This window comes from Aliiglaciecola sp. LCG003, from assembly GCF_030316135.1.
GTDB lineage: Bacteria > Pseudomonadota > Gammaproteobacteria > Enterobacterales > Alteromonadaceae > Aliiglaciecola.
This window is the reverse complement of record NZ_CP128185.1, coordinates 2,148,962-2,165,649: the sequence shown is the minus strand read 5'-3', so window position 1 is coordinate 2,165,649 and position 16,688 is coordinate 2,148,962. Positions and strand designations below refer to the sequence as shown.

2 protein-coding genes are annotated in these 16,688 nt (G+C 41.9%); both read right to left on the bottom strand.

The genetic code is table 11. The features are described from left to right. Positions 1-2: 2 nt before the first annotated feature. Complete coding sequence (locus QR722_RS09205; protein WP_286287405.1) at positions 3-1,343, bottom strand: MFS transporter; 1,341 nt, start codon at positions 1,341-1,343, stop codon at positions 3-5. Next, a complete protein-coding gene (locus tag QR722_RS09200; protein WP_286287403.1) occupies positions 1,340-15,721 on the bottom strand; it encodes a non-ribosomal peptide synthetase in 14,382 nt (4,793 codons plus the stop codon). Before QR722_RS09200 ends, QR722_RS09205 begins: the two co-directional genes overlap by 4 nt. Positions 15,722-16,688 lie beyond the last annotated feature (967 nt).

Below are 16,688 nucleotides of genomic sequence, written 5' to 3'. Positions count from 1 at the left end.
GTCTAAACTTTACTTTCAGCCACATCAGCTAATGCTTTTTCGGCGAGAGATTTTTCAAGTTTCTCAGCTTGCTCTTCATATAGTTTTTTCTGCATTACTTTAGAAAATGACTTTATTGAAGGAGCTAGATATAAAGTTGCTGAAATGAAAGTAATAATTCCTGCAATAGTCCAAGCCATGCTCATGCCAAATTTGCTGGCCACAATACCTGCGGTAAGGGCCCCACAAAGTGCGCCACCTTGGGTGATCAATGATTTAACTGACAACATGGTTGAGCGGTGCTCTTCCTTGACCTTTTCGTGAAACATTGCAACATTTGGGGCAACAGCCATACCTGAAAAGAGGTGTAACGCCATATAGACTGAGATGAAGCCTGTGAGGCTTCCTTGAAGAGCAAACAGCAAGAACAGGCCACCAATAATAAACTCGCAAACAATCAACATCGGCGCATAATTATTCTTGAATAATTTTGCAACTGGTATAGACAAACCTTGTCCTATTCCAAGACATACAAAGTTCATTGCATAGATGACGCCGAAAATCCAAGTTGACTCTTTTTCATCAATGATTCCAGATAGCATCGGCTGCCAAAGCTGTTCTAGGGAAATAAATGCAACTCCGCCCAAAAAATCCATTACGAGTAATACTTTTAATATCGGGCATGACACTAGTTCAGCACCCGTTTTAGATATGATTTCACTCATATCTTTGAACAATGAATTTTTAGGACGTTTTATTTTGACTAAATCAGATTCATCTATAATTCGATAGGTAACGAACATATGCAGTACTAAGAATGGGAGTAACAAAACAAAATTAACTTCGTAAAAATCGATATAAGTTAGCTGACTTGACAGCCATTCAAACCAGCCTGGGATTAACCCCGCCGTAATAGCTCCGATTGCTAGTCCCAATACTTGGAAGCTGCCCAAACTGGCTTGTGCTTCCAGCAAGTTCATTGAACTGTTAGCCTTATTTTGATTGAACCTTTCGACGAATAGTGCGTCTAGCGTGCCAGAGAATAGTGCCGTAGAAATTCCGTTGAGCGCCATGAAAAGCATTAAACTGTAAAAGTCCTCAGCCATCCAAAATCCAACGATCACTGCCAACAAACAAGCTTCACCAATCAGGAAAACCTTTTTGCGGCCAATATTATCAGCCAGAGAACCAAACGGGATCTCAAACAATATGACGAAAAGAGTTGAGGTGGCAAGTAACAGGCCCATCTCTAGTAGACCTAAGCCTTTATCCATAAAGAGCAAAAACATGATGGGGGCGATCATGCCATTGATCGCTGTAAGCCCCCCCTGTACTAGTCCAAATTTTAAAATTATACCTTTCATTTCATTACCCTTTTTTGAAGGACAGTAGTGTCCTGAATTAGAAGTTTTAGTTCTGATTTAAACGTATTTATTATTTGCGCAAAATTTGCAGGCTCTATATCTGTGTCAAAATATTCGAAGAACCACGATAATTGTTCGTTTGGATTGATAACGAGACTAATCTTGTATGGACTAGGGTCATATTTATCGATAATGCGGATATAGGGCTTAGGCGTTTCTATCGAACTCTTTTGGTCGCCTAACGAAGCTTGTTTACCATGTACGTCTTGTAACTCAGTATTTTGATACACTAGCAGTGACCCAAAACCTTCACGCTGGAAACTATGTACAGCCCTTGAAATATCGACGTAGCTTAACGATTTCCTCTCAAATAGTTTTTGCTGTAATTGTCCGAGCAGTGCAGAAGATGAGTCTTCTTGATTGATCGTTACTCTAGCGGGTATGGCGTTAAGCGTATTAAACGTCAGAGTGTTTATATTCTCGACATCCACACTTCTACCAGAATCAAGAGTTGTAAAAAATACTTCTGAGCGGTCACCTAATTTAGAAAGTGTTTTAGCCCATGCCGCCTCAATAAAGATATAGGGGGTTACGCCAATATGCCGTGCATTTTCGTAAAGTCGCTGAGACTCTGCAGCACCCAAAGCATCTTCTGGCTGATAAACATTATTTCTCTTTCTTTTGTTAAATCCCTTGTCTACATAAAAGGGTATTGAACATTGCAGATTAGCAAGCTCACGCTTCCAATATTCATTCGCTTTTTTGCAATCTTGGTTAAGCTGCCATTCGATGTAAGCCTGGCCACTTGAGGTATTGGTTTCACTTTCATAAGGAACTGACATCAACGAGTTGTATGCTCGTGCAATCACCTCAGAAAAGCTCCAACCATCAATTAGAGCATGATGGATCAGTAGTGCGTGATAGAATTTATTGTCTTCAGTCTTAAAAACAAACAGTCTTAAAAGCGGGTTGCTTGTTATATCGAACTCGTCTGAGAGTTTATTATTTAATACACGTTTACATTCTTCTAAATCACTAACAGTAAAGTCTTGTATATCTATTTGAAGTTTCTCTCCGACTATTTGATAAACTCGGTTATTTTCAAAATGAAAAGATGAACGAAGAGAAGGCACCGTATTGGCCACTTTTTGCCATGCGTTTATTAAATTTGACTGACTGCTTTGACTGGCAATTTCTGGAGCAATTTCTAACAGAGTACTGATCCACCAAGACTCGTCACCAGGATGCGTAAAACTGTGCGTTAACCAGTTTTTCTGTGTAGCTGTTACTGGATAGATTTCTGTTGAGTCATTGAGTTCTAAGTATGACTCTAAAAAACTATCTCTTACATCTAGAATGCCACGTGTTGTTTTAATGTATTGTTCATCGAGAACATTCGCTTTATTTGACGTGAATAGCTGTGTTCCTTCCGATAGGTGAGCAATTGTTTGCTTTTCGAAAAGTAAATTGACAGAAAGCTTAATATCGAATTTTCTTTGGCATTGATTAACTAGCTGAATGGCCATAATCGAGTTGCCGCCAATACGGAAGAAGTTGTCATGCACCCCAACCTGCTCTATCCCTAAAACGGATTGCCATATCTCGCACAGCTGCGCTTCTAACTCTGTTCGAGGGGCGACATACCCCTCTTCACTGGTTAAAATGGGCTCAGGTAAAGCGCGCTTATCCAGCTTGCCATTGATAGTTAACGGTACCGATTCAATCACGGTGTACGTCATCGGTAGCATATAATCCGGTAAAGTCTGCGATAACTGCTGGCGCAATACCTCAGAGCTTATCGTCTCTTCACCCACATAATAGGCTGCTAGGTATTGATTCGATTGCTGCTCGCGCACCATCACTACCGCTTGCTGAATACCTTCGATTTGGCACAAGGCATCTTCGATTTCGCCAAGCTCAACGCGATAGCCGCGTATTTTGATTTGGTCATCATTTCGCCCCAGATACTCTAAATTACCATCGGCTAACCAGCGCACCATATCGCCAGTTCGATACAACCGCGTGTACCCTTTGGCTCGGTCCGATTCACTGGCAAATGGATTGTCGATAAACTTCTCGGCGGTTAATGCCGCTTGATTTAAATACCCTCGGGCTAATCCAGCGCCGCCAATATACAACTCCCCAGGCACACCGATACCCGACAATTGGCCTTGCTCGTCCAACACATACACTTTTCGGGTACTGATTGGCTTGCCTAGCGGCACAGAATGTGAAAATGCCTCACACTCATAAGTCGTCGTGAAGGTCGTGCTTTCCGTTGGACCATAACCATTTAAGATATGTGTGGGTCGTAATACCTGACTCATCAACTGTCGAATTAAATCAGGGTTTAACGCTTCTCCCCCCACCAACAAATAGTTTAGGCTGGCAAACATCGTTGGCTGTTGTAAATACAGATTGTCAAACAAGGTTTTAGTCAGCCATAAGACCGTGAGCCCATTGTCTGTGATGACCTGCTCTAGCGCTTGGGATGTCAGCTCTTGGGTATTCGGCGCTATCACTAATGTCGCGCCATGGGTCAAGGCGCCCCATATTTCAAAGGTTGCGGCATCAAAGCTTGGGTCCGAAAGATGTAACATCACATCGGCCTGAGATAAATTAATAAAGTCATTGTCTTGCACTAAGGAGACCACTCCTCGGTGCGGCGTTAACACGCCCTTGGGTTGTCCCGTCGTGCCCGAGGTATAAATCACATACGCCAAGTCATCCGGACCATGTCGTGCCGGCACGCGCGTCTTCGCATACCCTGCCAGAATGTCGGGTCTATCAACTGCCAGCACGCTCGCGGGTTGGTCTTGCTGCGACGTCCACTGGGTCAGGCGTTCTATATATTGTGCTTGCGTGAGTACCAATGAGGTCTTCGTATCGTCTAACAAATACGCCACCCGTGATTGCGGATAGTCCGGCGAGATAGGCACATAGGCGCCCCCCGCTTTTAATATCGCTAAGATACTGAGCAACATCTCGGGGCTGCGGTCTTGATACAGCCCTATCAAGGTATCTGGCTTGAGTGACTCTCCTGCCTGTTGCTGATAAGCCGCTTTTAAGGCGCGGGCCAATTGATTCGATTGCTCATCTAGCTGTTGATACGTCAGCTCACGTCCTTCATATACCAGCGCAACCTTCTGCGGCGAGCGCTTCACTTGGGCGGCAAATAACTGGGTTAAGGTTTGATTATCAGGGTAATCGCTGTCTGTATCATTCCAATCACTTAACAGCGTGACACGCTCTTCGTCTGACACCGTGGCGATTGAACCAATCGTTTGCTGATTATCGGCGACAAATGCGCGCAATATACGCTGAAAGACAGCTTGCAGACGCTCGATAGTCGATTCATCAAACAGGCTCACCGCATAATTGATACTCCCTGCGATTGAAGCTTGGTCGTCCGTTAACATCAAACTCAAATCAAACTTCGCGGGACTATAAACACTTTCCTGGGAGCTCAATTCTGCCGGGGAAAAGGGTAAATCACTGGCATCGGCTAGCGCTTCGCCAAAGCTTTGTACGCTAAACATCACTTGATACAGTGGATGACGAGAGGGGTCTCGCTCAACCTGTAACGCATCGACTAAATTCTCAAAGGGTAACTCTTGATGTACTTTGGCTTGGGTTACCACTTCATGCACGTGTGACACCAGTGACGCAACTGTGGTGTCAGGCTCCACTTGGGCCCTTAACGGCAACGAATTGACGAAAAAGCCTATCAAGGATTGGGTTTGAGCATGGTGACGATTATCCGATGGCGTGCCAAGCAGAATATCGCGCTGCCCAGTAAGGCTGGCTAAACTTGCGTAGAACCCACTGAGCAATAAGGTGTACAGCGTCGTTTCCTGACGCTTCGCCAAGGCGCGAAGGGATGCCGATAAATCATTATCTAAGCTAAACAGATGGTCGTGACCACGGTAATCGATGTGCGCCGGACGAGCCCGGTCAGTAGGCAGATTTAAGCTTTCATATCCCGCTAACTGTTGTTGCCAATATCCCAATAAGTTATCCAGCGTGTCACCTTGTAGGTAGGCGCGTTGCCAAGCTGAATAATCGGCATAACTGATGTCTAGCGCTGCAAGCTTGAGGTCTTCTCCTACTTGCAATCCTTGGTAAGCCTGCCTTAACTCATTGATAAAAATATCCATCGACCAACCATCAAAGGCTATGTGATGCCAGATAATCAATAAATAGTCTGCCTCTGCAACTTGGTAATGATGCAGCCGGATACTCGGCTCGCAGCTCAAATCAAATGTGCTTGCTATAGCTTGTTCAATGCACACCGATAACTGCGTATCACTTGTCAACACCTCGCTCTGCAAAGAGACGGGCTGGGGCAAAATGGCTTGATAATTACGGTCATTGCTGTCGGTTAAATAAACCGTTTTTAACACCGGATGGCGTTCAACAATCACGTTGATGGCCTCTTCTAATGCGGCCAAGTCAATGTCATGACTCAAGGTAAGTAAAAGAGGAACATGGTATGCGTTAGAGCCTTGCTCATAACGTTCGATAAAGAGTAATCGCTCTTGTGCAAAGGATAACGGTGGCTGGGCTAACCCGCTAACCGGAATAATCTCTAATGCTTGTTCACTTAAGTGACTGGCTAAACCTGCCACTGTCTTTTGTTCAAACAACAACGCTAGCGGGATCTCTCTACCTATCGCTCTGCTACATGCAGAAGTTAACCGAATTGCTGTTATTGAATTACCACCGAGTGTGAAAAAATTATCATGTACCCCAATTTTATCTTCACTGACAAAAATCGATTCCCAAACATCACAAAGTGATTGTTCTAATACATTTCTTGGTGCTGTGTATTTTTGATATTCGCTAAACAGTGGTTTAGGTAGGGTTGGTTTATCCAATGACCCGTCTATGGTTAAAGGAAAATACTCTAATTGACTGAAACTTTTAGGTACTGAATATTCAGGTAAAACTGTAAGTAAACTTTTACGTAAATCTGCGGCAACCAATAGTTCAGCATCGTTGGCGACTACATAGGCTGCTAATTGCTCACTTCCTGTGTCAGTAACGTTAATTACTATGGCTTGCTTTACACAGGACAATTGATTGATGGCATGCTCTACCTCAAGAAAATCAACGTTAAAGTCGCCAATTTTTGCACACCGGTCACTATTGTTAATGAAGATCAGTTCTCCTTGGTCTGTCCAGTAAACCTTATCTCCAGTGTTAATTAATTTAATTGATCCGAGCCCGTCATACTGACGATGAAAATCAGTGTTATCTAACAATGTTATTTCATTTATATAGTTATTGTTCAAACAATCATGTTCATTAGATTGGCGTCCAATATGCAGCTCCCCTGGCGCTCCAATAGGCACTAAATGGTCGTTACTATCCAATACGTAAAAGCTAAAACCATCAACCGGCTGGCCAATAATTCCCGTATTTTGGCCTTTCTCATATAAGTTAACGCCTGCAGTAGAACCGTCGTAAGCTGTATATAGTGTGAATACATCACAATTTGTACTAAAAGAATCAAGCACCTTGTATGAGAATGAATCACCAGTGACTAACAACGTCTGTAAACTAGTGCACTGTTCTGAATTCACATCAGCAAGCACTAAAGATGGAAGAACCGCGAAGCTAATCTTGTTTTGTTCTATTATTTTTCCAAGTTCTAAAAAGTCACTTCGTTGTTCCATATTGCATAAAAATATTTGCACGCCATTTAACAAAGCACAAAACAGTTCATAGATACTTGATTCATTTTGACATGAAGAGAATTGCAAGGATTTTTGAGAACTGTTTAGCGAGAAACGCTTAGCAAAATAATTTGCCTGATTGGCTATACTCCTTTGATTTACACCAACTTTGGAGTTTTTGTCATCAGCAGCCTTCGAATAAAATAGACAAACCAAGTCATCTAGGTTGCCGGAAGGCAAGCGCTCTTCTGAGCATAAATCGATGTATAGTGACTCATCGCCGAGATCCAAAATTAACGGGTCTAAATTTGCATTAACAGAGTACTCATTCAACCTTGTACTCTGCTTTTTATCAGTCAGAATTATTAGCGGACTAGCATCTTGCAACTGAGTTAATGAAGTCGATTCTGAATCGCTATTTGAAATAGGCAGGAATGTACATCCAGCCTTAACAACCGCCAATAAGCTAACTACAAAACTAAAATTTATTGGACTAGAGATACCGATGGGTGTGGCAGGCGCTAAAACTTGACCTGTTTCAGCTCTATACAAAGCTCTAATATTTCTGGCCAGTATGTCCGAATGTTCATCAAGTTTTTTATAGGTATACTGGGTACCATCAGAATAGATAGCGTGCGTATTTGGGGAGTCTATGACTTGCGCTTTGAAAAGTTGTTGTAATGATTTATCAGTACTTGAACTAATATCCGACTTGTTCCAATCAAACACTATAGACGTTTCTTCTAACTTAGAGAGTGTCCGGATATCTGCTATTTTTTGTTGGTTATCTGCAACAAATGAGCGCAAAATACGCTTATAAAGCTTCAAAAATCTTTCTACTGTATTAGCGTCGAATAAACTTACTGCATAATTGAAACTTCCAGATATTTCCTCATGCCCATCGCTAATAAAAAGACTTAAGTCAAATTTGGCGGGGCTAAATAGCCCTGTTTCACCAGTTAGCTCAGCCGGTGAGAAAGGCAAGTTATTGTTTACATTTATCGACTCGCCAAAATTTTGTAGGCTAAACATAACCTGATAGATCGGATGGCGTGACGGATCACGCTCAATGTCCAATGATTCGACTAAGTTTTCGAAGGGTAATTCTTGGTGTATCTTGGCTTGGGATACCAAATGATGTACTTGACAGATAAGTTCATCTACGCTGCTTTTGGGGTCAATTTGGCATCGCAATGCCAACGAATTAACAAAAAAACCAATTAACGACTGTGTTTGTGCATGGTGTCGGTTATCCGAAGGCGTACCTACCACTACATCACTCTGACCAGAAAGTGTCGCCAAACAGGAATAGAAAGCGCTCAACATGAGCGTATAAAGCGTAGTTTCCTGTCTTTTAGCCATCTCTCGTAAACTATTTGATAGCTCGACATCTAAATTAAAAAGTAAATCATTTCCCGTATAGTCCTGCTGAGCTGGACGACTTCTGTCAGTTATCAAGTTGAGTGATTCAAAACCAGTTAACTGAGATTTCCAATAGTCGGTATATTTTTTTAACGTATCACCTTGAAGGTATGTACGTTGCCAAATTGAATAATCGGCATAGCTAATTTCTAACGCCGGAAGGACTGGCGCTTTTCCCGCTTTTATCGCTTGATAAGCCAGGCCTAACTCATTGATAAATAAATCTGTAGACCAACCATCAAATCCGATATGGTGCCATAAAATCGAAATATACTGTTGTTGGTTAAGTTGATAAATCTGCAACCGAATACTAGGTTCGATATTTAAAGCAAACGGCTTCTCTATTTCTTGCTTAAGTCTATTTGAAAGTGCATTTTCACTTTCTAAATTTTCGATCTGTAATTTAAAATCAAATTCAATTACGGCCTGATAATTACGATCTTCTTCATCTGTTAAATAAACTGTTCTTAATGCTGAATGACGTTCAATAATCACATTAAGTGCCATTTCTAAAGCATTCAAATCAACATCAGATTTTAAACTTAATAATATAGGGATGTGGTATGCGCTTGAGCCCTGCTCATAACGTTCGATAAAGAGTAATCGCTCTTGTGCAAAGGATAACGGTGGCTGGGCTAACCCGCTAACCGGAATAATCTCTAATGCTTGTTCACTTAAGTGACTGGCTAAACCTGCCACTGTTTTTTGTTCAAACAACAACGCTAGCGGGATCTCTTTACCTATCGCTCTGCGGCTGGCCTCAGTTAATTGAATGGCCATAATCGAGTTGCCGCCAATACGGAAGAAGTTGTCATGCACCCCAACCTGCTCTATCCCTAAAACGGATTGCCATATCTCGCACAGCTGCGCTTCTAACTCTGTTCGAGGGGCGACATACCCCTCTTCACTAGTTAAAATGGGCTCAGGTAACGCGCGCTTATCTAGCTTGCCATTGATAGTTAAGGGCACCGATTCAATCACCGTGTACGTCATCGGTAGCATATAATCCGGTAAAGTCTGCGATAACTGCTGGCGCAATACCTCAGAGCTTATCGTCTCTTCACCCACATAATAGGCTGCTAGGTATTGATTCGATTGCTGCTCGCGCACCATCACTACCGCTTGCTGAATACCTTCGATTTTACACAAGGCATTTTCGATTTCGCCAAGCTCAACGCGATAGCCGCGTATTTTGATTTGATCATCATTTCGACCTAAAAACTCTAAATTACCATCGGCTAACCAGCGCACCATATCGCCAGTTCGATACAACCGCGTGTACCCTTTGGCTCGGTCCGATTCACTGGCAAATGGATTGTCGATAAACTTCTCGGCGGTTAATGCCGCTTGATTTAAATACCCTCGGGCTAATCCAGCGCCGCCAATATACAACTCCCCAGGCACACCGATACCCGACAATTGGCCTTGCTCGTCCAACACATACACTTTTCGGGTACTGATTGGCTTGCCTAGCGGCACAGAATGTGAAAATGCCTCACACTCATAAGTCGTCGTGAAGGTCGTGCTTTCCGTTGGACCGTAGCAGTTAATAAACTGTACAGGTCTGTTCTTTTGTTCCACTAAACGTCGGATGAACTCTGGTGTAACGACTTCTCCACCGATGAACAAATATCGCAATGAGGCAAACATTTCTGGTCGTTGGAAATAATGACTTTCAAAAAGGGCTGTTGTTAACCATAAGACCGTGAGCCCATTGTCTGTGATGACCTGCTCTAGCGCTTGGGATGTCAGCTCTTGGGTATTCGGCGCTATCACTAATGTCGCGCCATGGGTCAAGGCGCCCCATATTTCAAAGGTTGCGGCATCAAAGCTTGGGTCCGAAAGATGTAACATCACATCGGCCTGAGATAAATTAATAAAGTCATTGTCTTGCACTAAGGAGACCACTCCTCGGTGCGGCGTTAACACGCCCTTGGGTTGACCCGTCGTGCCCGAGGTATAAATCACATACGCCAAGTCATCCGGACCATGTCGTGCCGGCACGCGCGTCTTCGCATACCCTGCCAGAATGTCGGGTCTATCAACTGCCAGCACGCTCGCGGGTTGGTCTTGCTGCGACGTCCACTGGGTCAGGCGTTCTATATATTGTGCTTGCGTGAGTACCAATGAGGTCTTCGTATCGTCTAACAAATACGCCACCCGTGATTGCGGATAGTCCGGCGAGATAGGCACATAGGCGCCCCCCGCTTTTAATATCGCTAAGATACTGAGCAACATCTCGGGGCTGCGGTCTTGATACAGCCCTATCAAGGTATCTGGCTTGAGTGACTCTCCTGCCTGTTGCTGATAAGCCGCTTTTAAGGCGCGGGCCAATTGATTCGATTGCTCATCTAGCTGTTGATACGTCAGCTCACGTCCTTCATATACCAGCGCAACCTTCTGCGGCGAGCGCTTCACTTGGGCGGCAAATAACTGGGTTAAGGTTTGATTATCAGGGTAATCGCTGTCTGTATCATTCCAATCACTTAACAGCGTGACACGCTCTTCGTCTGACACCGTGGCGATTGAACCAATCGTTTGCTGATTATCGGCGACAAATGCGCGCAATATACGCTGAAAGACAGCTTGCAGACGCTCGATAGTCGATTCATCAAACAGGCTCACCGCATAATTGATACTCCCTGCGATTGAAGCTTGGTCGTCCGTTAACATCAAACTCAAATCAAACTTCGCGGGACTATAAACACTTTTCTGGGAGCTCAATTCTGCCGGGGAAAAGGGTAAATCACTGGCATCGGCTAGCGCTTCGCCAAAGCTTTGTACGCTAAACATCACTTGATACAGTGGATGACGAGAGGGGTCTCGCTCAACCTGTAACGCATCGACTAAATTCTCAAAGGGTAACTCTTGATGTACTTTGGCTTGGGTTACCACTTCATGCACGTGTGACACCAGTGACGCAACTGTGGTGTCAGGCTCCACTTGGGCCCTTAACGGCAACGAATTGACGAAAAAGCCTATCAAGGATTGGGTTTGAGCATGGTGACGATTATCCGATGGCGTGCCAAGCAGAATATCGCGCTGCCCAGTAAGGCTGGCTAAACTTGCGTAGAACCCACTGAGCAATAAGGTGTACAGCGTCGTTTCCTGACGCTTCGCCAAGGCGCGAAGGGATGCCGATAAATCATTATCTAAGCTAAACAGATGGTCGTGACCACGGTAATCGATGTGCGCCGGACGAGCCCGGTCAGTAGGCAGATTTAAGCTTTCATATCCCGCTAACTGTTGTTGCCAATATCCCAATAAGTTATCCAGCGTGTCACCTTGTAGGTAGGCGCGTTGCCAAGCTGAATAATCGGCATAACTGATGTCTAGCGCTGGCAGGTTAGGCGTTTCATCTCTAAGGAAAGCTTGGTAAACGTCTCCTAACTCTTGCATGAATATATCAGTTGACCAACCGTCAAAAGCAATGTGATGCCAAACAATCAATAAATAGTCATTTGCGTTTTCCTTGATACCGCAAACTCGTATGCTTGGCTCACACGTTAAATCAAAGGGAGTTTCAATTTTTGACTTTACAAGGGAGTGCAACATTTTCTCGTCTGGTATACTCTCCCAATTGATATCTATTTCATCATCTAAGGTACGTTGAAAGTGTTTATTATTTTCATCACACAAGTAGACTGTTTTCATTACTGGGTGACGAAACAACACGACGTTAAATGCTTTTTCTAACAGAGCGAGATCAACATCATCAGAGAGCTCTAATAATAAAGGTATATGATAGGTACTTGAGCCATTTTCATATTTTTCGATGAATAAAAGTCTTTCTTGTGCGAAAGACAAAGGAGGTTGAGACAAACTCGATTTAGGTATAACAATCATTTCTTGTTCACCTAAATGGGATGCTAAACCTGCTACGGTTTTTAAGCTGAATAATAAGTTAAGCGGAATATCTAACCCTAATTCACTGCGACTAGCAGCAGTAAGACGAATCGCAGCAATTGAGTTTCCACCCAATGTGAAAAAATTATCAAATATACCAATGGACTGGACCCCAAGAATAGATTGCCAAATTTTACAAAGCTTCGACTCAAGTTCATTTCTGGGCGGTACATAAGTATCTAAATCATTAAACTCCGGTACTGGTAGAGAGCGTTTATCTATCTTCCCATTCACTGTGAAAGGAATTGAATCCATTGAGGTGATAGTGGTGGGCAATAAATACGTTGGCAGCCTCTTGGTTAAACTCTCACGTATATGTGTTGTTGTAATGTCGTTAGACTCTAAAACTACATATGCAGCTAGACATTGATTATTTGATTGCTCACGAACCGTAACGACAGCTTGCGTAATACCCTTTATTTCTCTAAGAGCAGTTTCAATCTCACCAAGCTCTATCCTGTGACCACGAATTTTGACTTGCTCGTCATTACGACCTATAAACGCTAGATTGCCATCTGCTAACCAACGAACGATATCACCGGTTTTATACAAACGATTAAAGCCATTTGCTACATCTAGGGCAGTTGCAAAAGGACTATCTATAAATTTGGAAGATGTTAATTGTGATTGATTCAGATAACCACGCGCCAATCCTGCGCCTCCTATATACAACTCCCCAGGTGCCCCAACAGCCACAGGCATCAAATTATCATCAAGTACGTAAAGGCGCTTATTATCTAACGCCTTGCCTATCGGCGCAGCGATAACTCGTTCTTTGATTTTGCAAGCACTAGCAAAAACAATTGTTTCAGTAGGACCGTAAACATGAGTAAGGTTAATTTGTGGATAATCTAAGCGAGCTTTATCAACGGTATTTAAATCAGCAGTCTCACCGCCAAAAAGTACATTTTTCACACTGGTATTCTGGAGAGTGTTTGTATTGACTAGTTGATTAAATAAAGCAGTTGTAATAAAAAACGTATCGATCTGACATTTACAAATTTGCTGGTTAAACCCACTCAAGTCTAAGAGGCTGTCCTTTTCGAAAAGGTAGCAAGTTGCGCCTTGTAACAGTGGATAAAATAAGTCAAAAACAAATCCATCAAAAGAATACGGCGAAAGGCTTGCTACTTTTTCAACTTTAGAGGCATCTACGTAACCATCGTTAAACACGAAAGAAGATATTCCTTGATGTTCAACCATTACTCCTTTTGGCTGACCTGTGGTTCCAGATGTATAAATCACATATGCTAGGTCTGTAGACTTATGGACAATAGAGACTGCAGTGCTAGGAAATGATTCGAGTTCCACTAAGCTATCTGTTGTTAACACTTGTATACTTTCAGCGAATGTTCCTAACCCGTTTTTAAGTCGATTTGATAAAGAATCTTGAGTTAGTAGCAGTGAAGTTCCAGTGTCTTCTAATATATAATCAATCCGTTGCTGAGGGTCATCAGTTGAGATTGGAACATAGGCCGCGCCAACTTTAAGCACCGCCAATATACTAACCACCATCGAACAACTTCTTTCGTAATAGAGTGCTATCAAACTATCGGAGCCCAATCGCTTACCATGCTCTTTTTGGTATGCTTCTAAAATGTAGTGTGCTAATTGGTTAGACTGCTTATCTAACTCTTCATAAGTCATACTTTTATTTTGAAATATCAGTGCTTCTTTTTTAGGTGTTTTCATCACTTGCTCTGAAAAGAGCTCGGATATAGTTTTGTTATGCGGATATTCTCTTTCAGTGTCATTCCACAAAAATAACGTTTGGAATCTTTCTTCTTCGCTCAACAAATTAATAGTGTCATGACCCACACACGGATCTTCTTTGATTGCTTGTAGAACATTCTGAATTTGAAGTAACAGGCGATTAGCTAAATCTGTATTAAGCCAAGCTTGACTAAACTTTATCGATATCGTCAGTGATTCATTTTGTTCACAAGCTGTCAGACACAGCGGGTAGTCAACTTTTTCTACAGCTTGTCGAAAAGTTATACTCTGCTCTATTTTGCTAGTATCATTAGCTGAACACTCAGATACTGGGTAGTTTTCAAAAACAAATATACTATGGAATAAGCGGTGTTCATTCTGCTGGAGAGATGCTAAAGATACGCTCGAATAACTATTGAGAGCGGCGATATCCAGTTGTATTGCTTGGAGTATTTCGCTGATAGTCTTTTTGCTTTCCCATCTGACTAACAGAGGTAAGGTGTTAATATATAAGCCTACACTAGACTCTATACCGTCTACATCGATGTCCCTACCAGAAACGGTTGTCCCGACAACGGTTTGATCGTCATTGGTATAATATTGAAGCAGTTTATGCCAAGCAAACTGCAAAGCGACATTTAGTGTGATTCCTTGAGCCTGGCATTGGGCCTTAAGACCTGCATACAAACTGCCGCCAATCGTTAAACTATGCTCAGAAGGGACAGTTACTGTTTTAATTTGATTTAATTCAACCGGGCAGCTTAATAAGTTGTTGATATCGTTAGCATGACGAAACTCTGTCTTTTTACTGCTCCAATAACGCTGCGTATTCTTTTTCTCATTTAAATGATAACTTTGAGTTTCTATATAAGCTTGGTCTACTTCTATTATCGGTGAAATACCATTTATTAAATCGTTGTAATAACTGTGTACGGTGTCTAGTAATATCGCCCCTCCCCATCCATCAGCGATACTATGATGCTCTGTTTTTAGTACAGTCACTTTTCTTTCATTACTTGTAATTACAGTAAATCGAATCATTCCTGGTTTAGTTAAATCGAATGGGATGTCCCGGTCTTGAAGTTGAATTTCTGATATTTTGTCATCGATATCATCTTTGGATATATCAGAGAGATCTATCGTTTTAAAATTAGATTCATTAATACTTGGTTGTGAAGTGATAACTTGAAGAATTTCGTCATCCCAATTAAAGCCCATTCGCAATATTGGATAACGTATTGAAGCTAGTTTCCACGCCTCCTGATAAAGTTCGAGATCGATTCCCTTATTATAATCTAGTAACAATTGCACACGATAAGCATCATCATCTGGGTTCGCTACATGATGAACAACGAAACCTTGTTGTAGACTGTTTGCAGCGAATATAGCTTCAATTTGATTTGTGCTTTTTTCATTTGGTGTTGAAAGGCCACCTTCTCTGCTATTTTGAAATGAGCCATCAATTTGAAAACGCTCAAATGCATCTTCTGAAAAAATATCATGGGAATTTAGGAAATCTAAGATCCTGCTCTTATGTTCCTTTATTGAAGATACTAGAGTTTCTGATGGAGTGTTGTCTCCAAAAGCGAGTTTTATTTTGCCATTATTGGCCCAAATTGAAACATTTTGACTTCTTAAACTTTCTACTAGTTCCAACATATTCTTTATTCCAATTCGTTATTATTGCAAAATAATTTCGTCTCTACTTTTACTCGTTGACTATCTTGAACTTGCTTTCTTTGAGCCTTTTGTCGAGTAAATCTTCAAAACATTCATGAATGAGCAATGCAGCCTGAACATTTCATCGAATCATCGACAAGTCAGTAGAAGTTTCAGCACTCTATACACTCTCAGAACATGAATTGAATACTACGAACAGTACTGAATTAGAACATCCAACCATGTGCCTACTTTCATCTATTCATGTGACCGAACAAGGCTGGCATATAAAATCACATTCATACATAGCACATATATATCAATTACTTACGTACTTTTAATATCACATGAATGTACTTTAACTCTCAAATAAGAGCTGCACTTATGTATAAGAAAATACAATTTCATAGTGCTTTAAAGGTAATATTTGAGGTAAGTGTTATATTGACTTTGAGTGTTTAACAGATAGGCTGAAGCTTTATTACAATTGACCAGTCAAGTGGCAGGAAATCCAGGTTTGAGATCGCAACTGGTTATAAATATGTATCAAAAGTACTAGGTATTTATGCTTGGCAGTATTGATCAAATAAGAGGATATAGAAGCAAACAATATCGTTAACATCCAATCCTTAGCGTTGTCGTGAACATAGCATGGGTGATGCGAAATTTTAGAGTTTGATACTATGGGTTGCTTGTATGTCAGTGAATATTTTCAGGTAAATGAAAATATTAGTTTTTAGAAATCGAATACACTAGAACACTGAAAAGTTGAGTGCTTGTGTAAGATATAGCACAAGTAATATGAACCAATGCGCGATGAGGCCAAGCTGGTCTTAGGCAAACCTAAATATAATTATTCGTCAAGCTTGAAGTTTGTTTATGATTGCCTGAGCTGTTACTGATATCAATTTAGGCAGATTCATGCAAACGCCAAGATTTTCGAATGGCTTATGCTAATTTGCAGATG